The sequence below is a fragment of the Aeromonas crassostreae genome (genome assembly GCF_054052445.1).
In genome coordinates, this window is the sequence record NZ_JBSTYM010000014.1 from 91786 (window position 1) to 113300 (window position 21515).

General features: G+C 64.2%; 17 protein-coding genes. 12 read left to right on the forward strand and 5 right to left on the reverse strand.

Translation table 11 applies throughout. From position 1 onward, the window contains the following. Positions 1 to 74 precede the first annotated feature (74 nt). The 3 genes from tamA to ACW5W4_RS12590 all read left to right on the forward strand — a co-directional run bounded on the left by tamA (position 75) and on the right by ACW5W4_RS12590 (position 6290). On the forward strand, positions 75 to 1847 hold the full coding sequence (gene tamA, locus ACW5W4_RS12580; protein WP_456689599.1) for an autotransporter assembly complex protein TamA: 1773 nt from the start codon (positions 75 to 77) through the stop codon (positions 1845 to 1847). Further along, complete coding sequence (gene tamB / locus ACW5W4_RS12585; RefSeq protein ID WP_456689600.1) at positions 1844 to 5602, forward strand: autotransporter assembly complex protein TamB; 3759 nt, start codon at positions 1844 to 1846, stop codon at positions 5600 to 5602. The genes tamA and tamB overlap by 4 nt, the downstream gene beginning before the upstream one ends. A gap of 175 nt (positions 5603 to 5777) precedes the next feature. Next, entirely contained in the window at positions 5778 to 6290 is a 513-nt protein-coding gene (locus tag ACW5W4_RS12590) for a VC2046/SO_2500 family protein (RefSeq protein ID WP_456689601.1), read from the forward strand. A 99-nt stretch (positions 6291 to 6389) separates the two neighbouring features. On the opposite strand, the gene hpf is transcribed toward ACW5W4_RS12590, so the two are convergent. Next, the gene (hpf, locus tag ACW5W4_RS12595) at positions 6390 to 6740 is read right to left on the reverse strand and encodes a ribosome hibernation-promoting factor, HPF/YfiA family (RefSeq protein WP_456689602.1); all 351 of its coding nucleotides are present in this window, start codon (positions 6738 to 6740) and stop codon (positions 6390 to 6392) included. Between the two features lie 349 nt (positions 6741 to 7089). Here hpf and ACW5W4_RS12600 point away from each other — a divergent pair, with 349 nt between their 5' ends. The 5 genes from ACW5W4_RS12600 (at position 7090) to yciA (ending at position 14390) form a co-directional block, all read left to right on the forward strand. Beyond that, positions 7090 to 9600, forward strand: a complete 2511-nt coding sequence (locus ACW5W4_RS12600) for a putative bifunctional diguanylate cyclase/phosphodiesterase (protein WP_456689603.1) — start codon at positions 7090 to 7092, stop codon at positions 9598 to 9600. A gap of 72 nt (positions 9601 to 9672) precedes the next feature. After that, a complete protein-coding gene (locus ACW5W4_RS12605; protein WP_456689604.1) occupies positions 9673 to 11568 on the forward strand; it encodes a transglycosylase SLT domain-containing protein in 1896 nt (631 codons plus the stop codon). A 166-nt stretch (positions 11569 to 11734) separates the two neighbouring features. Beyond that, positions 11735 to 12733 carry a LacI family DNA-binding transcriptional regulator gene (locus ACW5W4_RS12610; protein ID WP_456689605.1) on the forward strand — a complete coding sequence of 333 codons (999 nt, stop codon included), beginning with the start codon at positions 11735 to 11737 and terminating at the stop codon, positions 12731 to 12733. Between the two features lie 294 nt (positions 12734 to 13027). Then, entirely contained in the window at positions 13028 to 13861 is an 834-nt protein-coding gene (locus ACW5W4_RS12615) for an NAD-dependent epimerase/dehydratase family protein (RefSeq protein WP_456689606.1), read from the forward strand. A gap of 94 nt (positions 13862 to 13955) precedes the next feature. Further along, positions 13956 to 14390: an acyl-CoA thioester hydrolase YciA gene (gene yciA, locus ACW5W4_RS12620; RefSeq protein WP_456689607.1), complete on the forward strand. Its 435-nt coding sequence runs from the start codon at positions 13956 to 13958 to the stop codon at positions 14388 to 14390. Between the two features lie 7 nt (positions 14391 to 14397). Here yciA and ACW5W4_RS12625 read toward each other — a convergent pair whose 3' ends face one another. Further along, positions 14398 to 14622, reverse strand: coding sequence for a hypothetical protein (locus ACW5W4_RS12625; RefSeq protein WP_041998303.1), 225 nt, complete (start codon positions 14620 to 14622; stop codon positions 14398 to 14400). A gap of 108 nt (positions 14623 to 14730) precedes the next feature. Here ACW5W4_RS12625 and ACW5W4_RS12630 point away from each other — a divergent pair, with 108 nt between their 5' ends. After that, a complete protein-coding gene (locus ACW5W4_RS12630) occupies positions 14731 to 15576 on the forward strand; it encodes an endonuclease/exonuclease/phosphatase family protein (RefSeq protein ID WP_408794607.1) in 846 nt (281 codons plus the stop codon). Positions 15577 to 15685: 109 nt separating this feature from the next. Here the strand turns inward: ACW5W4_RS12630 and ACW5W4_RS12635 are convergent, their stop codons facing one another. Both ACW5W4_RS12635 and gloB read right to left on the reverse strand, forming a co-directional pair. After that, positions 15686 to 17242, reverse strand: a complete 1557-nt coding sequence (locus ACW5W4_RS12635; protein WP_456689608.1) for a LysM peptidoglycan-binding domain-containing protein — start codon at positions 17240 to 17242, stop codon at positions 15686 to 15688. A gap of 71 nt (positions 17243 to 17313) precedes the next feature. Further along, positions 17314 to 18078 carry a hydroxyacylglutathione hydrolase gene (gene gloB, locus ACW5W4_RS12640; RefSeq protein WP_408794612.1) on the reverse strand — a complete coding sequence of 255 codons (765 nt, stop codon included), beginning with the start codon at positions 18076 to 18078 and terminating at the stop codon, positions 17314 to 17316. 88 nt (positions 18079 to 18166) lie between these two features. On the opposite strand from gloB, the gene ACW5W4_RS12645 reads away from it, so the two are divergent. Continuing rightward, the gene (locus tag ACW5W4_RS12645) at positions 18167 to 18889 is read left to right on the forward strand and encodes a class I SAM-dependent methyltransferase (RefSeq protein ID WP_456689609.1); all 723 of its coding nucleotides are present in this window, start codon (positions 18167 to 18169) and stop codon (positions 18887 to 18889) included. On the opposite strand, the gene rnhA is transcribed toward ACW5W4_RS12645, so the two are convergent. After that, positions 18877 to 19341, reverse strand: a complete 465-nt coding sequence (gene rnhA / locus ACW5W4_RS12650) for a ribonuclease HI (protein WP_041998295.1) — start codon at positions 19339 to 19341, stop codon at positions 18877 to 18879. The genes ACW5W4_RS12645 and rnhA overlap by 13 nt on opposite strands. 75 nt (positions 19342 to 19416) lie before the next feature. Here rnhA and dnaQ point away from each other — a divergent pair, with 75 nt between their 5' ends. Together dnaQ and ACW5W4_RS12660 are read left to right on the forward strand one after the other, a co-directional pair. Then, on the forward strand, positions 19417 to 20148 hold the full coding sequence (gene dnaQ / locus ACW5W4_RS12655; protein WP_408794620.1) for a DNA polymerase III subunit epsilon: 732 nt from the start codon (positions 19417 to 19419) through the stop codon (positions 20146 to 20148). Positions 20149 to 20195: 47 nt separating this feature from the next. After that, positions 20196 to 21407 carry a TIGR03503 family protein gene (locus ACW5W4_RS12660; RefSeq protein WP_456689614.1) on the forward strand — a complete coding sequence of 404 codons (1212 nt, stop codon included), beginning with the start codon at positions 20196 to 20198 and terminating at the stop codon, positions 21405 to 21407. The last annotated feature ends 108 nt before the right edge of the window (positions 21408 to 21515 follow it).

The following is a 21515-nucleotide window of genomic DNA, read 5'->3' on the forward strand; positions in this document are numbered from 1 at the left end:
GCCCTGGCGTGGCCATTATCACCGCGATGAGATCCGCATCGTTCGCTTGAGCATGAATTCGGGGAAGTTGACGTTTGACAGGATGCAATCTGCCCATACCTGCGGGTAAATCGCAGCCGCGCCGCCGGGTGCGCGCCTGGCTCTGGCTGATGCTCTGCCTCGGCTGCCTCGCCTCTCCCGCCATGGCGGCCAAGCTGACCTACCAGGTCAAGGGGCTCAAGGGCGCCAATAAAGAGAACGTCGAGGCCTATCTCAACGCCCTGCCCGTTTACCAGGAGCGGCAATTCAGGCCCGCCCGGGCCAAGATCATCGAGAGTACCGAGCAAGCGCTGCAGGTCTATGGCTATTACCAGCCCAAGGTCAAGTTGAGCCGGGACCAGAAGACGCCCTCCAAGGTGACGGTGACGGTGGAGCCGGGGGAACCCGTGATCATCTCCCGGCTGGATGTGCTGCTGGAGGGGGATGCGGGCAGCGACGAGATCTACAGCGAGCTGCTGGACAATCTGCCCCTCAAGGAGGGGGAGCCCCTCAACCACGGCAAGTATGAATCCATCAAGGCGGATCTGGGCAGCCTGGGGCTGGCCCGGGGCTACTTCAACGCCCGCATCAGCAAAAGCCAGGTCAGGGTCTATCCCGAGAAGGGCACCGCCGAGATTTACATCGTGTTTCGCTCCGGCACCCGCTACCACTTCGGCGAGGTGCGCTACAGCGCCACCCCGGAGGCGCTGCGTCTGATCCAGCCCCTGGTCAGCATCAAGCGGGGCGACCCCTATCTTGCCATCAAGATGGCGGAGACCTCCCAGGACATCTCCTCGACCAAGCTGTTCAAGCAGGTGGATCTCAAGCCCCTGATCAGTGAGGCCGAGGGCAACCAGGTCCCCATTCAGGTGACGCTGGCGCCGCGCACCCAGCACGAGATAGAGACGGGCATCGGCTATGCCACCGACGTGGGGCCCAGGGTGAGTGCCACCTGGGAGAAGCCCTGGATCAACCGCTACGGTCACAGTCTCAACGCCACCGCCAAGGTCTCGGCGCCCCAGGCCGACGTCAGCTTCGATTACCAGATCCCGGTGATCGGCAAGAACCCGCTGCAGGATTACTACTCACTGCAGGCGGGCTATCGCTACACCAACAACAATGACACCCGCTCCGACCTGACCACCTTCGGGGTGCACCGCTGGAAGCGGCGCCCGGACGCCTGGGACAGGGACGTGTTCGTGCGCCTTGAGAACGAACGCTACGAGCAGGGCTCGGATGCGGGCAACAGCCTGCTGCTGATCCCCGGCGTCTCCTGGTCGCGACTGCGCATGCGCGGCAACCTGGTGCCGGACTGGGGGGACAGGCAGCAGCTGACCCTGGAGTTCTCCGATCCCACCTGGGGCTCGGATATCCGCTTCATGCGCGCCTGGGGACGCACCAAGTGGCTGCGCACCTTGGGGGAGAACAACCGTTTCCTGTTTCGGGCCGAGCAGGGGGCCATCATAGGGGATGACTTCTCCCTGGTGCCCCCTTCCCTGCGCTTCTTCACCGGCGGCGATCAGACGGTGCGCGGCTACAGCTACGAGGATATAGGCCCGCGGGATGAGGACGGCCAGCTGCTGGGGGGACGCTACACCACGGCCGTCAGCGGCGAATACAATTACCGCTTCAGCGACAAGTGGCTGGGGGCCCTGTTCGTGGATGGCGGCACCGCCACCGACGACTACCAGGAGGCCTGGAAGATAGGCACCGGGGTCGGGGTACGCTGGGTCACCCCCATCGGTCAGGTCAGGCTGGATCTGGCGGTGGGCATCTCGGAGGAGGACAAACCCTTGCGCCTGCACTTTGCCCTGGGGCCTGAATTATGATCTGGTTGAAACGACTCTTCCTCTGGCTGATGGGGCTCATCTTCCTGCTGCTCATCGGCATCAGCCTGCTCGGCTTCACCCACCAGGGCAACAAATGGCTCTGGCAGCAGGCCAAGGCGGCGCTGCCGGCCCTCAAGGGGGAGCTGGTATCGGGCCAGCTCGGTTACGGTTGGACCCTGGAAGGGGTCGGCTGGCAGGACGATCTGGTGGATGCCAGGGTCGAGCGCGCCGTGCTCGACTGGGATCTGGGCAAGCTGCTGCAAGGCCAGCTCTGGATCCGCGCCCTGACCCTGACCGACCCCGTGGTCAGGGTGGCCGAGTCGGCGCCGAGCGACGAGCCGCCCGGCGAGCCCTTCGTCTGGCGCCCGCTGCCCCTGCGCATCCAGATAGACGCCCTCAAGGTCAGTGGCCTGGATGTGGACGTGCCTGGGCTCAGGCTGGCTCTCAAGGATCTCGACATCGGTGCCACGCTGGACCGACAGGGCCTGACGGTGCGCGGCCCCGTGCTAGACGGACTGGGGATCACCCTGGCCGAGACGCCCCCGCCCGCGTCGGACGAGCAGGCGATGGCCCCCAAGGGGGCGGCCCCCGAGCCTGTTCCCGCCAGCCCCACCCTGGAGGCCAGCTCGCCCCAGGGCGACATCGCCATCGAACTGCCCAAGGTCTCCCTGCCCTTCCCCCTGCGCCTCGAGGGGCTGCTGCTCACCGACTTCAGTTACCGGCAAGGGGAGCTGAAAGAGGCCATCGACAAGTTGCAGCTCTCGGCCTCGGGGGAGGGGGAGCGCATCGAGATCACCCAGTTCTTCCTGCGCCATGCCATGGCCGACCTCGACCTCAAGGGCCAGATCAGTCTGCAAGATGACTACCCCCTCGACCTGACCCTGACCGCCAAGGCGCGCAAGGCACTGCTCGACAACCAGCTCAAGGGGGAGCGGGCGACCCTGACCCTGGGGGGCTCGGTGGGCAAGCTGGCCCTGACCCTCGATGCCAGCGGGCCGGTGGCGGCCACTCTCAAGGGAACCCTGCAGGCCCTGGATCCGGATCTGCCCTTCGAGGTGAAGCTGAACTGGCCGGGCCTCAACTGGCCGCTGCACAAGCCGGCAGAAGACGAGCCCAGCTACCAGCTGAAGAAGGGGAGCCTGACGGCCAAGGGGGCCTTGTCTGGCTACCAGTTTGCCTTGAATACCTCGGGCCAGGGCACGGACGTGCCCCCCTTCAAGCTGGCCCTCAAGGGCAAGGGCAACCTGGAGCAGCTCAGCAGCATCGATCTGCTGCTCAATGCCCTGCAAGGGGAGCTCAAGCTCGATGGCAAGCTCGCCTGGCGCCAGGGCGTACGGTGGCAGGGGGTGACCAGCTTCAAGGGGATCGACCCCGCCGAGCTGGTGCCCGAGATCAAAGGCTCTCTGGCCGGTCGGGTGGAGAGCGAATTCGTGCTGGGCGATGACGGTCACTGGCAGCTCAAGGTGCCTGCCCTCAAGGTGGACGGCAAGCTCAACAAGTATCCCCTCGCCATCACGGGCCAGCTCAGCGGTGATGACGCCATGAACTGGCAGATCCCCGCCTTCGCGCTGCAGACCGGCCCCAACCAGCTGCAGGCCAGGGGCAAGCTCAGCCAGGCCCTGTGGCAGCTCGATGCCCGTTTGGCGGCGCCGGATCTCGCCGGTCTCTACCCTGGGCTGCGCGGCGATCTCAACGGTACCCTGACCCTGGGGGGCAATCAGCAGGCTCCCAGGATCAGCGCGGCCCTGACCTCGAAGCGCCTCTTCTATACCGACACCGAGCTCAAGGGCATCGCCCTCAACGGCAATGCTGTGATGGGGGAGGTGCCGGCCGGCAAGCTGGCCCTGACGGTGGCGAACCTGACCCAGGGCGACAGCACCCTCAAACAGATAACCCTGGATCTCGATGGGGACCTCAGGCGTCACCGGCTCTCCTTCGACAGCAAGGGCTCTCCCCTGGCCGCCAGCCTGCGGCTCAATGGCGGTCTGCAGCAGGAGCACTGGCGCGGCGCCCTGACCGAGCTCAACCTCAGGACCCCCATGAAGCGCTGGCAGCTCAAGGCGCCCTGGAACCTGGATCTCGACCTCGACAAGCAGCGCCTGGCCATGAGCGATCTCTGCCTCGGCTCCCAGCAGGCGAGTCTGTGCGTCAAGGGCAGCCAGGTGTCGGCCGCCCAGGGGGAGCTGGCGTTTGCCTTGACCGAGTTTGATCTCAAGCGTCTACGCCCCTGGCTGCCGGACAACTTCCAGTGGCAGGCGGTGCTGTCGGCCGACGGACGCGCCAGCTGGAAGGGGGATCAACCCAGGGTACATGCCACCCTGCGCACCACCCCGGGCACCTTCGTCGCCGATGCCATCAAGACCTCCTATCAGCGGCTCGCCGTCGGCTTCGACCTTGAGCCCAGGCAGGCCAACCTGCGTCTGGACTTCGTCTCCGCCGACATAGGCACCATAGACACAGATCTGGTCATCCTGGATCCCAGCGGCCGTGGCACCCTGTCTGGCCAGCTCAAGTTCGATGGCCTGAGGCTGAGCCCCTTTGCGCCGCTGATCCCCGAGGTGCGCTCCCTGGCTGGGGTGATCAGCGCCGATGCCCGCTTCGATGGCACCCTGCAGACCCCCTTGCTGTTTGGCCAGCTCAACCTGGTGGAGGGGGAGGTGCAGACCCATACCGACATGGTGACCCTCAAGCAGCTCAAGACCCGCCTCAAGATAGAGGGCAACCGGGCCGAGCTGGACGGCAGCATGCTGGTGGGCAAGGGGCCGCTCGCCCTGGGGGGCTGGCTGAGCTGGGCCAAGGCCCCCATCGAGGGCAGCCTGACCATACAGGGCAAGGAGCTGGAGGCGCAGTACCCTGGCATGGGCCGGGTGCGGGTCTCGCCGGATCTCGCCATCAGCCTGGGGGAGCAGACCCGGGTGACCGGCAAGATAGAGATCCCCTGGGCGCGGATCCTGGTGAAGAACCTGCCGGAGAGCGCGGTGGCGCGCTCGGATGACGTCACCATCATCTATGACGAGCTGGCACCGCCGGTGGAACAGACCGCCTTGCCCCTGGAGATGAAGGTGGCTGTGGTGCTCGGCAATGACATTCGCCTCGAGGCCATGGGGCTCAAGACCCGGGTCACCGGCGGGATCAGCCTGCTCCAAGAGCCGGAGAAGCCCCTGGCCGGTGCGGGTCAACTGGAGCTCAAGGAGGGACGCTTCAAGGCCTATGGCCAGAACCTGATCATCAAGGAGGGACGCATCATCTTCTCCGGCCCGCTGGACAAGCCCTATCTCAACATAGAGACCTATCGGGATCCGGATACCATCGAGGACAACGTGACCGTGGGGGTCCGGGTGACGGGGCCGGCCGCCAAGCCGAAGATCACCGTCTATTCCGAGCCCCAGATGCCCCAGTCCGAGCAGCTCTCTTACCTGCTGCGGGGCAAGGGGCTGCAAACCGGCGGTGAGGATGGTGGCTTCAACGGCCTGCTGGTGGCGGGGGCGGTCGGTCAGGTGGGGGGCGTGGTCTCCGACATCGGCGAGGCCCTGGGCATGAACAGTGTCGCCCTCGATACCGAGGGGAGCGGCGATGACACCCAGGTCACGCTCTCGGCCTACCTGCTGCCGGGCTTGCAGTTCCAGTACGGTGTCGGGGTGTTCAGCCCCATCGCCGAGTTCAAGCTGCGCTACGAGGTGCTGCCGAGGCTCTATCTGCAGGCCATGAGCGGGGTGGCCCAGGCGGTGGATATCTTCTACCGCTTCACCCTCTGATCCGCGAAGCCGCAGAGAGGGGAGGCCTGGCCTCCCCTCTCTTTTTATATTGCGGCGGCCCTTGCCCCGTGTTGCTGGAGGGGGGCTGGGTCTATGGGGCGGGCGTCTGGCATCTTTCCTCAACTTTGGCCAGCCGGCGCCGATAACAGGGGACCTGTCCCCATCCTGGCTCGCCATGTTACCCAACGCCATCCGTGAACGTCTGCTGGTCGATGAGAGCCAGCTCGATCAGCGCCTCAATCAGGATCTGCTGCGCGGCGATCGCGCCGACTTTCGCCTGCACCTGGCCCTGCTCACCGAGGCGGTGGAGGAGCAGCCCTGGTTCGATGAGGCCGATAGCCTCCCCCGGGGGGAGATTGACTGGCGCGCCCGGCTCGGACTGGCACCGGCCACCCCCCTGCACAGCGACACGCCGGCGAGCAGTGCCCACCTCACCGAGCGATTGCAACAGGGGGGAAGCATGGTGGATGCCAGACTCTGGCTTGCCCTCCACCCCCAGCCGCTGGCGGGGCGGCGGCCGCTGCTGGATCCGACGGTGTATGACAACCTGAGCGCCCTGGGGCGCGAGCGGGTGCAGGCCGGGTGGTCATTGCCAAACAAGGGGCGCGAGGCCCAGCCCCTGGTGATGCTGCCCCTGCTCGATCGGCTGGCGGCGGGGGTGGATGCGGGTCTGCACTGGCAGAGTTGAGAGACCCCAGGCACGGCTCCCCAGGGGAAATGCCAAATAACAACCATAGAAAAAGGCGGTCAAGCCGCCTTTTTCTCTCCAACTGACTATTTTGTCATATCACGCGTCGGCTTCCACATCCGCCTCCTCGGGCTCGACCTGCTCCTTGAGGGGGGATTGCGCGCGGCGAGCCAGCGGTTTCTCGGTGTGACGATTGAGTTGGCGCTCGAGTTTCTGTCCCAGCTCATTGATGGCGGCGTAGAGGTCCTCGTGCTCGGCCTGGGCAAACAGCTTACCGTTGGGAATACCGGCCGTGGCTTCGATGTTGAACATCAACCTTTCCTTGGAGACGATCACATGGGGAGTGATGAGCGGCACCTGAAGACGTTCGAGCTTGTTGAAGCGAGATTCGATGCGTTCGCGGATTGCCGGGGTGATCTCAATGATTTTACTGGTGATTTCAATTTTCATATTGGCCCCCTTCGGGTCGTCTTGCTTGTCTCTTCACCTCCAGAATACCCATGGTGCGGCCAGTTAATGTGATCTGTGTCACATTAATTGCCCTTTGCCGTTCGCCGCGCTGCAAATTGTGATCTTTTCGGCTTCTGTACCAAAAAGCGCTTGAGCTGTATGAAATGGGCAGGCAGTATGGGCGAATTGGATCGTATCTGCCCCTTCTGGCAGCGCAGTCTGCCGATTTGAAATCAGGTTTCACCCATCGCCTCCTTCCCCTCTTGTTCATCCCCACCAGTGCCGGGAAGACGAGGGCGATCTCGGGACCCTGGCCATTTCAGGGCAGAGACTACAGGTGGAGTCGTACATGAAGCAGCAGGCCACTCAGATGATGTGGTTTTATGAGCCGGCCCAGGGCCAGTGGCGGGTGTCGGATCATGCCTCCAACCAGCTCTGGCAAGGGGAGGGGGCCCACCCCTGGTGCGGCACCCTGGATCCTGCCGACGAGGCGGGTTTCGCCGAATTTCTCGCCGGGTTGCAGCGGGGCGACACGCAGGGCCAGTTTATCGGCCACCTCCACGACGCCTCAGGCCAGGCCCATCATTTCCTCTGGCGCGGCCAGTACCTGGTGGAGCAGGGTCTCTGCTGCGGCTGGGTCAGCCCCATAGAAGTCTCTACTCAAGCCCCTTTCCCCGTGCGACTCAATGACGCACGTTCCCCCCTGCTGGTGCAAGACCCCCTATTGGCCCAGCTGGCCCAGGCCCTCTCCGCCAAGACGGGAATGGACTTTTTTGACACCCTTGTCAACGAGCTGGCCGAGATCCTCGACGCCGATGCGGTCTGGCTGGCGGAGCTTGGCGAGCTGCAGCAGCTGAGGGTGATCGCCAGCCATGGCGCCAGCCTGGGACATTATCAGCTGGAGGAGATGCCCTGCCGGCGCCTCTACGAGACGCGCCAGGCCAGCACCCGGGTGCTCGAGGCGCCGCTGCCGGCCCACCCCTGGCTCGCGGCGGGACAGACCTATCACGGCCATCCCCTGTGCGATCGCCATGGCCAGATCCTGGGGCATCTGGCCCTGCTCTTCTCCGGCTCCGTCGCCATCCCGAACCTGGCCGCCGTGCTGACCATCTTCTCGGTGCGCATGGTGGCCGAGCTGGAGCGGCTGCAGAGCGAAGCCCAGCTGCGGCTCTCTGCCGTGGCATTCGAGACCCATGAAGGCATCATCATCACGGATCCCGACTACAAGATCCTGCGGGTCAACCACGCCTTCGGCCAGATCACCGGCTATGACAGCCAGACCGTGCTCGGCAAGCGGCTGGGCAGGGATCTCTGGCCCAGTCAGGGGGGACTGGGCTATGAGCTCGACAGCCTGAGTCGCTGGCAGGGGGAGACCCAGCGCCGCCACGCCAGGGGCCATGTCTATCCCCAGTGGGAGATAGTCACCCCGGTGCAGGATGACAAGGGGCGGATCAGCCATTTCGTCATCTGTTTCGAGGATATCTCCGAGCGCAAGGCCGCCGAGCGCCGCATCCAGGATCTCGCCTATTACGACGAGTTGACCGGCCTGCCGAATCGGCGCCAGCTGCACGAGACGCTGGCACAGAGCTTCGTGGCGGCGAGCCGGGATCACCTGATCGGCGCCCTGCTGTTCATCGATCTCGATCACTTCAAGACCATCAATGACTCCCTCGGCCACGCCAGCGGAGACTGGCTGCTCAAGGAGGTGGCGACCAGGCTGCGCCGCCTGGTGCGCCAGGGGGATTGCCTGGCCCGCCTCGGGGGAGACGAGTTCGTGCTGCTGCTGCCGGCCCTCTCCAGCAGCCCGCCCCAGGCGGAGATGCAGGCCGATCTCATCGCCGAGCGGCTGATCGGCGAGATTGCCGCCCCCTACCACCAGGGGGGCCAGGTGCTGCACATCGGCGCCAGCGTCGGCATCACCCTGTTCCCGGGGCGGGATCAGGGGGTGGATGATCTGCTCAAGCAGGCGGACACCGCCATGTATCAGGCCAAGTCGGCCGGTCGCAAGACCCGCCGCTTCTTCGATGCCGCCATGCAGCATCAGGCGGACAGGCGCCTGCTCATCCACAACGAGTTGCGCAGCGCCCTCGCCGGAGGGGAGCTGACCCTGCACTACCAGCCCCAGCATCTGGTGGCCGGGGGGGATTTCATCGGGGTCGAGGCGCTGATCCGCTGGCAGCCACCCGGGCGAGCCCTGGTCTCTCCCGCCGAGTTCATCCCCATCGCCGAGGAGACGGATCTCATCGTCGACATCGGCAACTGGGTGCTCCATGAGGCGTGCAGCCAGTATGTGAGCTGGGAGGAGAGCGGCATCCACATTCCCCAGCTGTCGGTCAACGTCAGCGCCAAGCAGTTTCACGCCCACGACTTCGTCGAGTGCATCCATGATGTGCTGGAGAAGACAGGCATGGATCCGGCGTGTCTGAATCTGGAGATCACCGAGTCCGTGGTGCTGGGCCATGCGGAGGACACCATCAACAAGATGGCCGAGCTCAAGCAGCTGGGCATCAGCTTCGCCATCGACGATTTCGGCGCCGGTTACTCCTCCCTGAGCTACCTCAAGCGCCTGCCCGCCGACGAGCTGAAGATAGACCGCTCCTTCATTCAGGACATTCCCCGGGATGGCGACAACATGGCCATCGTCGAGGCGGTGATCGCCATGGCGCGCCACATGGGGTTCAACGTGACGGCGGAAGGAGTGGAGTCGCGCCAGCAACTGGAATTTCTGCGGGCCCAGGGGTGCCACTTCTATCAGGGCTATCTGGCCTCCAAGCCGCTGCCGGTTCCCTATCTGGAGCGTTATGTCCGGCGGGTGGGCGGGCGCCACGAGGTGAGAAATACCCTGATCCCGGAGCTGTAGCCCGCCTGGTTTAGGGGTAGAATGAGGGTTCGTCAGGGCGCCATTGGGCGCCCGATTTTAGGGAGAATTCGAGTGAGAGTCGTCTGGGGAATCCTGCTATCCGCCCTCCTGGTGCCGGGGGCCATGGCGCAGACCATGGATCAGTTGCGCTATCGTCAGGCCTATGACGCGGTTCGCGCCAACGACATGGCCCGCTTCCAGACCCTGAGAAACCAGCTGAGCCACTACCCCTTGCTGCCCTATCTGGACTACTACCGGCTCGCCTTTCGCCCGGGCGCGGCCGATTATGGCGCGGTGACCCGTTTCATCCGTGACCACGGCGACACTCCCCAGTCCAACCGGCTCGAGCGCAGCTACCTGACCCATCTGGCCCAGAGCGGTCAATGGTCCCGCTTCCTGCAGTTCTATCCCAAGCTGCCCAACTCCACCGATCTGCGCTGCATGCACTATCAGGCGCGCTACTACACGGGCCATCGCGACGAGGCGCTGCGTGAAGCGGGCAAGCTGTGGCAGAGCGGCGAGTCGCGCCCGGATGCCTGCGATCCCCTGTTCAGCCTCTGGCAAGGGGCCGGACTGCGCAGCCAGGAGGCGGTCTGGTCGCGGATGATGCTCGCCTTCGAGGCGGGCAATGACAACCTGGTGACCCATCTTGCCAACCAGCTGGGGGCCGGGCTCAAGCCCCATGGCACCCTGATGGCGAGCCTGCTGAGTCAGCCGGCCAAGGTGATGAACCCCGTCTATTTCAACCGTGAACGCCACTCGCGCCAGTTGCTGCTGCTGGGGCTGGCCCGTTACGCCAACAGCGAACCGGATCGGGTGCTGGGGACCTTGGCCAGCTACCGCAACCGCTTCGCGCTGACCGCTTTGGAACTCAAGCCGGTGGAGCATGCCATCGCCCGCCGTTACCTGCTGGACCGCGCCCCGCAGCAGCGGGCCTGGGTCGATACTCAGGTGAGGGCGCAGCCGGATCTGGTGGAGCTGAGGGCGCGCCTCGCGGTCTGGGAGCAGGATTGGCGTGGCCTGTCCGCCTGGGTCAAGCAGATGCCGATGGCGCTGCAAAAAGAGGATCGCTGGCGCTACTGGCTGGCCCGGGCCCAGGAGGCGCAAGGCCAGCAGCAACCGGCGCAAACCCTCTATCGTGAGACCGCGGGGCTGCGTGGCTTCTACGGCTTCCTGGCGGCCCAGCGCAGCGGGGTGCCCTATCGCCTCAAGAACGAGCCGCAGATGAGGGCCCCGGATTGGCACAGCGCGGCCCGGCGCTGGCCCTTCCTCTCCCGGGTCAAGGAGCTGCTCGCCATGAATGAGATTGCGGCGGCGCGCGCCGAGTGGATCCATAACATGGATCGCAACCCCGTGGCCCAGCGCATCGAGTTCGGCCACGTCGCCCTCAACCAGGGCTGGCACGAGCTGGCGATCCTCGCCAGCATCCGGGCCGAGGCCTGGGATGCCCTGGATCTGCGCTTCCCGCTGCCGCTGCGACGCACCTTCTCCCAGATGGCGCGCGAGCGCACCATGGATACCAGCCTGCTCTATGCCATCTCCCGCCAGGAGAGCGCCCTCTATCCGCTGGCCCAGTCGCCGGTGGGGGCGCGGGGCCTGATGCAGCTGATGCCGGCCACGGCCAAGGAGACCGCCGGCAAGCTGGGGGTGCCTTACCGGGATCCCCAGCAGCTGTTCGATCCCCAGCTCAACATTCGCCTGGGCAGCGCCTACCTCAAGCGCTTGCTGGATGTGTATGACGGCAACCGCATCCTGGCCGCCGCCGCCTACAACGCAGGGCCAGGCCGGGTCAAACGCTGGCGCGATGCCCACACCGACAAGCCGATAGATGTCTGGGTCGAGAGCATTCCCTATCGGGAAACCCGAAACTATGTGCAGAATGTGCTGTCGTTCGACCTCATCTATCAGCACAGACTGGGGCAGCCTCTGCGCTTCCTGTCGGAGCGTGAGTTGCGCCACCAATATTGACCCATGATGGACGTGAGATCCCCATCCGGCCTGGATGGAGGTATCATGGGGCAACGCTTTGTTACAAATAGATACCTGTCAGGTGATCGGGCGCCGCGTTCCGGATTGAACGAGTCGCTATAATGGCAAGCCCAGCGCGGTGAACCCCCCAAAGAAGGAATTGAGAGTGGCAACGATTAAAGACGTTTCCCGATTGGCCAATGTCTCCATCTCGACCGTGTCCCGTGTCATCAACAGCACGGCCCAGGTCGCCCCCGACAAGAAGGAGGCGGTGCTGGCGGCCATGAAGGAGCTGAATTTTCGCCCCAACAGCTTTGCCCAGGCCCTGGTGAGCAAACGTTCCAATTGTGTCGGCGTGCTGGTGGGGGATCTCTGCGGCGGTCCCTTCTTCGCCCAGATGATGCGCGGCATCGAAACCGTGGTCGATCGGGCCGACAAGTTCACCATAGTGATGTCGGGCAACCACGATGCGACGCGGGAGCGTCACGCCATCCAGGCGCTGTTGCAGCGCCAGTGCGACGCCCTGATCCTGCACAGCAAGGCGCTCCCCGACGAGGAGCTGAGCGAGCTGGTGGCGGGGCCGACCCCAGTGGTCTTCATCAACCGCCAGGTGCCGGGGGCGGAGGATCGCTGCGTCTGGCTGGACAACCAGGCCGGCATCACCACCGCCTGCCAGCACCTGCTCGATGCGGGCCACCGCAAGATTGCCTTCGTCACCTCCGACGACGAGGCCTTCGTCGACGGCCAGCAGCGGATGGCGGGCTATACCCATGCCCTGCGGCGGGCGGGGATCGAGGTCAATCCCGACCTGATTGGCCGTGCCTTCGCCGACGAGAACGGCGGCTATGTGGCCATGACGGAGCTGCTGGGCCGGGGCGTCGACTTCACCGCCGTGCTGGGGTTCAACGATGCCATGGTGGCGGGCGCCATCTCCTGCCTGCTGGAGCGGGGCTACAAGATCCCCCAGCAGATCTCCGTGGTCGGCTTTGACGACATTCCCTATGCTCGCTACATCTATCCCAAGCTCACCACGGTGCGTTATCCGATAGAGGCCATGGGCGGCAGGGCCGCGGAACTGGCTCTCAGCCTGCTGGATCACAAGCCCGCCACCGGGCTGGCCCTCAAGTTCGAGGCGGAATTGATCCCCCGGGAGTCGGTCGCCTGATCTAACCGTAAAATGGCCCCATGTGGGCCATTCTTTGCCTCAAAATTGAAAGCGTTTTCAGAAATCCCTTTCAACTGTGATCTGCTTCATAGCTTTTTACACGGCAGAGCACTAGCATGGGCTCCACGAATTAGGGGCCTCGGCTCCCGATTTTCCCGCTGTGGGAGATGACTGGTTATCCAGCTATTTCCTTCGTTACTTTCGACGGTCATCATGGATGGCCGTTTTTTTTTGCTTTTTCCGCCGCCGACCGAGGGGGTTGGTGGGGCACCATTGGGCCAGCAGAGGTGATCGATGACAGAGTTCGTGCCACGACAGCAAGGTGAGGGCGCCAGGATTGGCATAGTGGGGGCCGGTTGGCTCGGTCTGCCCCTGGCCCGGGCCTGGCGGGAGGAAGGACTGGAGGTGGCCGTGACGGCGACCAGCCAGGAGAAGTGCGATCGGTTGAGGGGGGAGGGGCTGGACGCCCATCCGCTGCTGATCTCGGCGCAGATGGAGGCCCCCTGGCCCCTGCGAGTCGAACAACTGGTGATTTGCGTGCCGCCAGGCAAGGTGGATGATTATCCGGCCGCCATGGCCAGCCTGTGCGCCCGGGCGAAGGCGGGCGGTGTGCGTCGCCTGCTGTTTGTCAGCGCCACCTCGGTGTGGGGGCCGGGCCAGGGGGAAGAGGAAGCGGCGGCGCCCCAAAGCGAGCGGGGGTGGCGGATGCTGGCGGCGGAGCGGGCCGTGCTGGCCGCCGGCATAGAGAGCGTGCTGGTGGTGCGCCCGGCGGGTCTCTATGGTCCTGGTCGCCACCCGGGCCGCTTCCTCGCCGGCAAGACGGTGAGCGGTGCGGCCCAGGCGGTCAACCTGGTGCATCAGCAGGATCTGGTGGCCGCCTGTCGGCTGCTGCTGGCCAGGGGACAAGCGGGTCAGTGTTATACCCTGAGCGCTCCGGGTCACCCGTCCCGAGGCGCGTTCTACCGGGCGGCGGCCCTGCGTCTTGGCCTGGCGGCTCCCTGCTTTGTCGAGCCGGCCGGCGAGTTTCTCCCCCTGCAAGGGGAGCGGATATGCCGTGAACTGGGGTTCGTCTATGGGGTGCCGGATCCCCTGGCCTGGCTGGTGAGCGAGGCAGGCGCCCTGGCCTGAGGCGGGGGCGTCAGGGGGCGGCGAACCGCCATTGGGTTTGCCAAGGGCGGGGCTGGCCCCTATCATGCCGCCATTCCAGTCATAGAGAGTCGTAATGATGGTCGATACCAATACCGCCAAGCCCGCCGCCAAGCATACCGCCAGGGGACGTCACCCAGAGGGAGAGCTCTTGCTGCGAACCCTGGCCATGCCGGCAGATACCAACCCCAACGGGGATATCTTCGGTGGCTGGATCATGTCCCAAATGGATATAGGGGGCGGCATCATGGCCAAGGAGCTGGCGAAGGGGCGGATCTGCACCGTCTCGGTGGAGGGCATGACCTTTCACAGCCCGGTCAAGGTGGGCGACGTGGTCTGCTGTTACGGCACCTGCCTGCAGGTGGGGCGCAGCTCGATGCGCCTCAAGCTGGAGGTCTGGGTCAAGCCGGTGCTGAGGGAGAATGATGCCCAGCGCTACTGCGTCACCGAAGGGGTATTTACCTACGTCGCCATCGACGATCAGGGCAAGCCGCGCGCCGTCCCCGTGTGATCGGGAGTCAGATTAGCCGGGCGTTGATGATGGAGATTTCCTGCTCAAACCCGGTTTTTTGCCGTATCATGCTCTCCAGCATCTCCTCAGACCCCACGCACTGGTTCGTGTCGAACACACAGAGATCGCACTGCGGGTCTCGCCTGATCTGGTATCGGGTGGACAACTCAACCTGATGGCAATTGCCCTGCTGATCGTAGAAGGTCACTCGGTATTGCTGTTGTCTGGACATGCTGCTCTCCGCTGTTGCTCGGTTTTGGGCGCGAATGTTCAGCCTAGTCGGCAGCCGTGATGTTTTGTTGAAGCTGTATGCAAAGAAAAGGCAGATGGTTGTTAATCAATGAAAAATAGTTACCGCATTCTGGGAACCTCACTGTTGACCCTGGGGTTGGTTGGCTGTTTCGAGGTGCCGTCCAAGGATCATCTGGTGACGGCCCAGGGCATAGTGCCCAATCTGAGCTGTCATCAACCGCCCCTGGTGGCACTGGCCGCCGAGGCCCTGCCCAGGGAGTTCGGCGTCACCGTCTGGAATCTCTACAAGGGACAGCGCAAGCAATGGCGTGAGGGGATGAATGCCTTCGCCAAGGATCAGGATCTGCTGCTGCTGCAAGAGTCGGCGACCCGTCCCGAGATGCTCGCCTGGTTGCAGGCCGGTCGCTTCCAATGGCAGCAGCTGCAAGCCTTCACCCAGGGCGGCGTCTCGTTCGGGGTGATGACGGTGGCCAAGACGCCCCAGGCCTTCGTCTGCGGTGTGCGCTCACCGGAGCCGCTGGTGCGCATTCCCAAGTCCGGGCTGGTGAGCCTCTACCCCCTGCAGGGGGATCCAGATGGGGTTCTGGTGGTGAACCTGCATGCGGTCAACTTCGAGCTCGGCATGGCCACCTTCCGGGAGCAGCTCAACGATCTGACCGCCCTGGTGCACCGTCATCAGGGTCCCGTGATCCTGGCCGGTGATTTCAATACCTGGAGCGAGAAGCGCGAGTACTGGCTCGGCAAGCTGGTGGAGGAGCTGGGACTGCAGGAGGCGATCCCGGCACCGGATCTGCGCCGTCGGGCCTTCGGTCGTCCTCTGGATCATCTCTACTATCGGAGTCTGGATCTGGTCGAGGTGACGAGCCCGGCCACGCAGGCCTCGGATCACAACCCCATCATGGCCCGTTTCGCCGCCCAGACCCTGACCCCTTGAGCAGCGACAAGCCTGGGCTCACCGGCTACACTGGCGCTGTTCCACGGGCCGTCATCGGATACAAAAAAACCACCCGGCAAGGATGGTTTTTTTGTATCCGGCATCGGCCTTAGCTGTTGTTGTTCACGAACAGGGTCAGCTCCTGGCCTGGCTTGAGGTAGCCGCTCTTGTCGAGCTGGTTCCAGCGCATCACATCCACCACGGCGACCTGGAACCGGGCGGCGATGGAGGAGAGGGAGTCGCCCCGACGCACCTGATAGACCATGGACTTGTCGCGGCTGGCGGCGCTCTTGGGCCAGATCACCAGCTGCATGCCGGGCTTGAGGGCCGACTTGGCATTGAGGCCGTTCCACTTTGCCAGCTCGCCATGGGTCACCCCATGGGCGCGGCTGATGTTCCAGAGGGTATCCCCCGAACGCACCTTGTAGTGGCGCTTGTTGCCAGTGGTGGCGGCGATCCGGGTCGGCTTGCTCTGGGGCTGGCGCGCAGCCGGGGCGGCAGCCACCGGGTTGCCATCGTTCGGGATCGCCAGGGTCTGACCACGGCGCAGGGTGTTGCCGCGCAGGTTGTTGGCCACCTTGAGCTGGTTGACGCTCACCCCGTTCTGCATGGCGATCCGTGACAGGGTGTCGCCAGAGACGACCCGATAGGAGCGAGTCGGGATGCGTTCACGCTTGGGCAGGTCTGCCAGGGCCAGCTCCAGGCTGTCGGCGTACTCCACCGGCACCAGCAGGCGGTAAGGCCCCCTGGGGGAGGTGGTCCAGCGACTCAGGGCCGGATTGACCTCCTTGAGATCGGCCGGGCGCAGACCGGCGAGCTGAGCGGCCACGTGCAGGTCTATCTGCCCCTCGGTGTTGACGACCCGCAGCTTGGGTTCGTTGGCCAGGGTGGGCAGGGTCACGTTGTACTTCTCGGGGTTGCTCAGCACATCGGCCATGGCGAGTACCTTGGGCACGTACATGCGGGTCTCGCGGGGCAGATCCAGCGACCAGTAATCGGTGGGACGTCCCCGCTTCTGGTTGCGGACGATGGCATTGCGCACCCGTCCCTCGCCTGCGTTGTAGGCGGCGATGGTCTGCAACCAGTCACCGTCGAAGAAACGGTTCAGGTATTCGAAGTAGTCGAGGGCGGCATGGGTGGAGGCGAGCACGTCGCGGCGCCCGTCATACCAGCTGTCATGACGCAGGCCGAAGTTACGACCCGTCTGGGGCACGAACTGCCACAGGCCGACCGCGTTGCTGCGCGAGCGGGCATGGGGATCGAACATGCTCTCTATCATGGGGATGGTCACCAGCTCCATTGGCAGCCCGCGCCGTTCGATCTCCTCGACGATAAGGTAGAGGTAGGGTTCAGCACGACTGGCAATGGTGGCCAGATGATTGTCACTGCGTAAAATCGTCGCCCGCTGTTGGCGGATGCGCTGGTTGTCGGGGAAATCCAGTTGCATGTCATCGCTGATACGCACCCAGAGGTTGCCCGTATCAGTGCTCTCGTCCAGCTGATCATCATTGAACAGGAAACGGGAGGCATGCTTTTTATGCAGTTTTTTGCTGACTTGTGGGGACTTGATCGGCTCACTTGCCGTTAGCGCCCGGTCATCCTGATGGTTCAGGTTTTGGCATCCACTGAGGATCAGCGTCGCCAATAAGGCCGTTCGTAACTTCATCTCACGCAGGTCATCTTGGTAGAAAATCAGCACGCATCATATGCGGCAAACTCAGACCGATCAAGTTTTGTTCAAAAAGTGTCCTTCCAGCGTCTGAGCACGGCGAAGGTATCTACTGGATTTTCCAAGCATTTCATCCCGTGTTTCTCAGCAGAAAATTTCACGCTTGGCTCATCGCAGCGCAGAAAAACGTTGAATGCCCGCTCGTCACCGAGCCGGGTTGGCAGACTCGGAAGGCCCTGCTGGCGCAGCTTGCTGACCTGGCCGACCCGTGCGTGCAGCGCCGGGTTGTCGGGTTCCACCGCCAGGCAAAAACGCAGATTGGCCAGGGTATATTCATGGGCGCAATAGACTTGAGTGTCATCTGGCAATGCCGCCAGACGCATCAGGGAATCGTGCATCTGGGCCGGGGTCCCTTCGAACATGCGGCCACAGCCAGCGGAGAAGAGGGTGTCGCCACAAAACAGCATGCCGTCGCCATGGTAGGCGATATGGCCCAGGGTATGGCCGGGTACGTGCATGACGGTGAGGGTGAGCCCGTGCCAGCCTATCTTGTCCCCCTCATCGAGCCACTGGCCGTGCTGATCGGGCAGGGGGCTCAGCTTGGGACCATAGAGCCGCGCCTTGGGGTAGCGTTTGAGCAGGGCATCGACCCCGCCGACATGGTCGTGATGGTGGTGGGTGAGCAGGATGGCATCGAGTTCGAGTCCCAGCTCGTCGAGGCGGGTCTGCACGGGGGCGGCGTCGCCCGGGTCGACCACCAGGCAATGGTTTTCGTGTCGGATCAACCAGATATAGTTGTCATTGAAAGCGGGTATCGTGATCACTGGATACATGGCACAGGCCTCTTTATGTTCTCTTAATGAAGGGGATCTTATATAACTGGAGGGCGTGTCACCCATGTTCCCGAGGTTGAGTCCTATTATGCAGCTGGCCCGTACCGAACAACAGCTCGCGATCCCGACCAGCTGGGCCGAGATCCCGCTGGGGGACTGGGTCGCCGCCGAAATACAGGAGCGGCTCGACAGCTGGTGTCCCCAGCTGTTCGGTTATCACCTGCTCAAGATCGGCAGCCTGAGCGCCGAGCTCTCCTGCGGCCACTCCCGCATCCGTCATCAGATTGGCCTGGCTCGGGCGGGACGGTTGCTCGACTGCATCGGAGATCCCCTGGCGCTGCCTGTCAGAGAGAACTGCATCGATGCCTGCCTGCTGGCCCATGTACTCGACTTCAGCCCGGACCCTCATCAGGTGCTGCGGGAGGCCGAGCGGGTGTTGACCGACGATGGCTGGCTGATCCTGAGCGGTTACAATCCCCTGAGCCTGGCAGGGCTGGGTCATCTGCTGCCCTGGTACCGGCGCAGATTGCCCTGGTCGGCGCGCATGTTCAGCCCGGCCAGGGTCATCGACTGGCTGCAACTGCTGGGTTTTGAGGTGATGCATGACGACAGGTTTGGTTATGCCATGATGGGGCCGCGCAGCCGCATCGGCTGGTGGCGGGAGAGCCTGGGCCGGGATTACCTGCGCCCGTTTGCCTCCGTCTATGTGATCGCCGCCCGCAAGCGGCGCTTCCCCTTGATCCCGGTGCGTCAATCCTGGTCCTTGACCAAGCAGGTGACGGCCTCCGGCATGGCCCGTCAGGGCTGGTAGCCTGTGTCTTCGGCCAGTTGCTTGCCGCTGGCGGCATCCCGGGCCAGCTCGTCGCAGCGTTCGTTCTCAGGGTGACCCGAGTGTCCCTTGACCCAGAGCCACTCTATCTGATGGCGAGCCACCTCGGCATCGAGCTGTTTCCACAGATCCACATTCTTGACCGGCTGACGACTGGCGGTCATCCAGCCCTTCTTCTTCCAGCCGATGATCCACTGGGTGATGCCCTGGCGCACATACTGGCTGTCGGTGGTCAGTCGCACCTGACAAGGCTCGCTCAGGGTGCGCAGCCCGACGATGGCGGCCATCAGCTCCATGCGGTTGTTGGTGGTGAGGCGATAACCGCCCGCCAGCTCCTTGCGGTGCTTGCCATAGACCATGACGGCACCATAGCCGCCCGGGCCCGGATTACCGAGGCAGGAACCATCCGTATATAAATCAATCTGTTTCAACATGAGCAATCAATCTGTTTTAACATGAGGCTTGGGGTAAACTAGCGAGCAAAACCGAAGTTTGACATAGATTGGAACATGAACACAGCCCAAGCCAACCGCCAGATCATTCTGGATACCGAAACCACCGGCATGAACTTTGGCGGCGGCCCGCACTATCTGGGTCACCGCATCATAGAGATCGGCTGCGTGGAGGTGATCAACCGCCGTCTGACCGGCAATCACTATCATGTCTACCTCAAGCCGGATCGGCTGGTGGACCCCGAAGCCATCCGGGTACACGGCATCACGGACGCCTTCCTGGCGGACAAGCCCATGTTCAGCCAGGTGGCGAACGAGTTCATCGACTTCATCCGCGGCGCCGAACTGGTGGCCCACAATGCCCCCTTCGACGTGGGCTTCATGGATTACGAGTTCAGCAAGCTGGGTCTCTCCCTCAAGACCGCGGACATCTGCACCATCACGGATACCCTGGCGCTGGCGCGGGATCTCTTTCCCGGCAAGCGCAACAACCTCGATACCCTGTGCGATCGCTACGGCATAGACAACTCTCACCGGACCCTGCACGGCGCCTTGCTCGATGCGGAGATACTGGCGGACGTCTACCTGCTGATGACGGGTGGCCAGACCAAGCTCAACCTGGCGGCCGAGAGCGGGGATGACAACAACAAGGACACCGGCATCCGCCGGCTCGACAGCAACCGGCCCCCCCTCAAGGTGATCCGGGCCAGTGCCGAGACCCAGGAGTGCCATGAAGGCCGGCTGGATCTGGTGCAGAAGAAGGGAGGCAGCTGCCTGTGGCGTCAGTGAGAAACGGAGCCGGGGTCGGCGTTGTGCTCTGGCTGCTGGCGGGCGCCATGCAGGTCAGTGTCCAGGCCAGCGAGGTGTTTGGCCCCTCCGATGTGCCCTTGCTCGATAATCGCTTTCGCATCGATTACGGGGTGAAGGAGATCTCCTTCATCATCAAGCGCCAGCCCGGCACCCCGTCGGTGATCCTGGTGCGCCCCGATGGCAGCAAGCTCTATGCCGGTCGGGTACAGGCGCCCGAGGTGGGCTGGCTCTCCCTCGACGACCAGGACGTGATCACCATACGCCACCCCATGGCGGGGCCCTGGCAGGCCATAGGCGCGGTGGATCCCGCCAACCGGGTGCGACTGCTCAGCGACGTGCAGCTGGAGATGCAGCCCCTGCCGCAGCGGCTCTATCAGGGGGAGTACCTCAAGCTCGGGGCGCGGCTGCGCATCGATGGTGCCGTGCCTGACCGCGCTTACTACCTGACCGACCTTGGCATGACGGTGCGCCTGCAGGCGTTCAACGATCCGCAGCAACAGGGGGAGCCGGTATTCGAGACCGAGCTCGGTCGTTACCTCGACGATGGCAAGGGGCTCGACGAGGTGCCGGCCGATGGCATGCTCACCGCCGAGGCGAGGCTGGATGCCCCCGCGGGCAAGTACCGGGCCCTCATCAGCACGGGCAATCAGGTGTTCGTGCGGGCGCGGGGCCAGGAAGTGCTGCTCTATCCGCTGCCGGTGGTGTACCGGGTGCAGAGCCAGGGGGAGCGGCAGGGCCCGAGCCTGGTGCTGCAGATAGACGAGGATGAGCTGGATCCGGCCAGCGTCGCCATCAGGGGGGAGGTGACCAGCAACACGGGGGCCCACACCCCCTTCACGGGTCAGGGAGGCGAAGGGGAGTTGAAGGTGGATCTCTCCCGGCTGACTCTGGTGGGCAAATACAGGATCAATGCCGAGCTGTTTGCCACCAGCCGCAGCGGCCGCGAGCTGCGCATCGCCCTGCCGGAGAAGTCGTTTGACATCTATCCGGCCCTGGCCCCCGAGCCCGTGGCCCCTGCGGTGAGCGAGGCGGTGGCCGCCCCGGCATTTGAAGAGGATCCGGGCACCCCCCTGTGGGTCTGGCTGAGCGCAGGCCTCGGGACCCTGGCCCTGGTGCTGGCCGGGGTGGGCTTCATGCTGTGGCAGAAGCGGCGGGCATTCAAACGGGCCATGGCGGCCCAGCAGGCGGCCGAGAGCAAGCCCGAGCCCGTGCTGGATCTCAATCTGCCCGAGCAGTAACACTAGCCCCCTGGCGCCACAGACGAAGCCCCCCGCCCCCCGGGCGGCGGGGTCGGTGTGAAGGGGCTGGGGCGCCGGGGGGAGGGGGGGGCGCGGGAGGGGTACCCG

Excerpts from the sequence above, each read along its gene's own strand:
- tamB (WP_456689600.1), top strand. The coding sequence starts at position 1,844 with ATGATCTGGTTGAAACGACTCTTCCTCTGGCTGATGGGGCTCATCTTC.
- ACW5W4_RS12590 (WP_456689601.1), top strand. The coding sequence starts at position 5,778 with ATGTTACCCAACGCCATCCGTGAACGTCTGCTGGTCGATGAGAGCCAG.
- hpf (WP_456689602.1), bottom strand. The coding sequence starts at position 6,740 with ATGAAAATTGAAATCACCAGTAAAATCATTGAGATCACCCCGGCAATC.
- ACW5W4_RS12600 (WP_456689603.1), top strand. The coding sequence starts at position 7,090 with ATGAAGCAGCAGGCCACTCAGATGATGTGGTTTTATGAGCCGGCCCAG.
- ACW5W4_RS12615 (WP_456689606.1), top strand. The coding sequence starts at position 13,028 with ATGACAGAGTTCGTGCCACGACAGCAAGGTGAGGGCGCCAGGATTGGC.
- yciA (WP_456689607.1), top strand. The coding sequence starts at position 13,956 with ATGATGGTCGATACCAATACCGCCAAGCCCGCCGCCAAGCATACCGCC.
- ACW5W4_RS12625 (WP_041998303.1), bottom strand. The coding sequence starts at position 14,622 with ATGTCCAGACAACAGCAATACCGAGTGACCTTCTACGATCAGCAGGGC.
- ACW5W4_RS12630 (WP_408794607.1), top strand. The coding sequence starts at position 14,731 with ATGAAAAATAGTTACCGCATTCTGGGAACCTCACTGTTGACCCTGGGG.
- ACW5W4_RS12635 (WP_456689608.1), bottom strand. The coding sequence starts at position 17,242 with ATGAAGTTACGAACGGCCTTATTGGCGACGCTGATCCTCAGTGGATGC.
- gloB (WP_408794612.1), bottom strand. The coding sequence starts at position 18,078 with ATGTATCCAGTGATCACGATACCCGCTTTCAATGACAACTATATCTGG.
- ACW5W4_RS12645 (WP_456689609.1), top strand. The coding sequence starts at position 18,167 with ATGCAGCTGGCCCGTACCGAACAACAGCTCGCGATCCCGACCAGCTGG.
- rnhA (WP_041998295.1), bottom strand. The coding sequence starts at position 19,341 with ATGTTGAAACAGATTGATTTATATACGGATGGTTCCTGCCTCGGTAAT.
- dnaQ (WP_408794620.1), top strand. The coding sequence starts at position 19,417 with ATGAACACAGCCCAAGCCAACCGCCAGATCATTCTGGATACCGAAACC.
- ACW5W4_RS12660 (WP_456689614.1), top strand. The coding sequence starts at position 20,196 with ATGCAGGTCAGTGTCCAGGCCAGCGAGGTGTTTGGCCCCTCCGATGTG.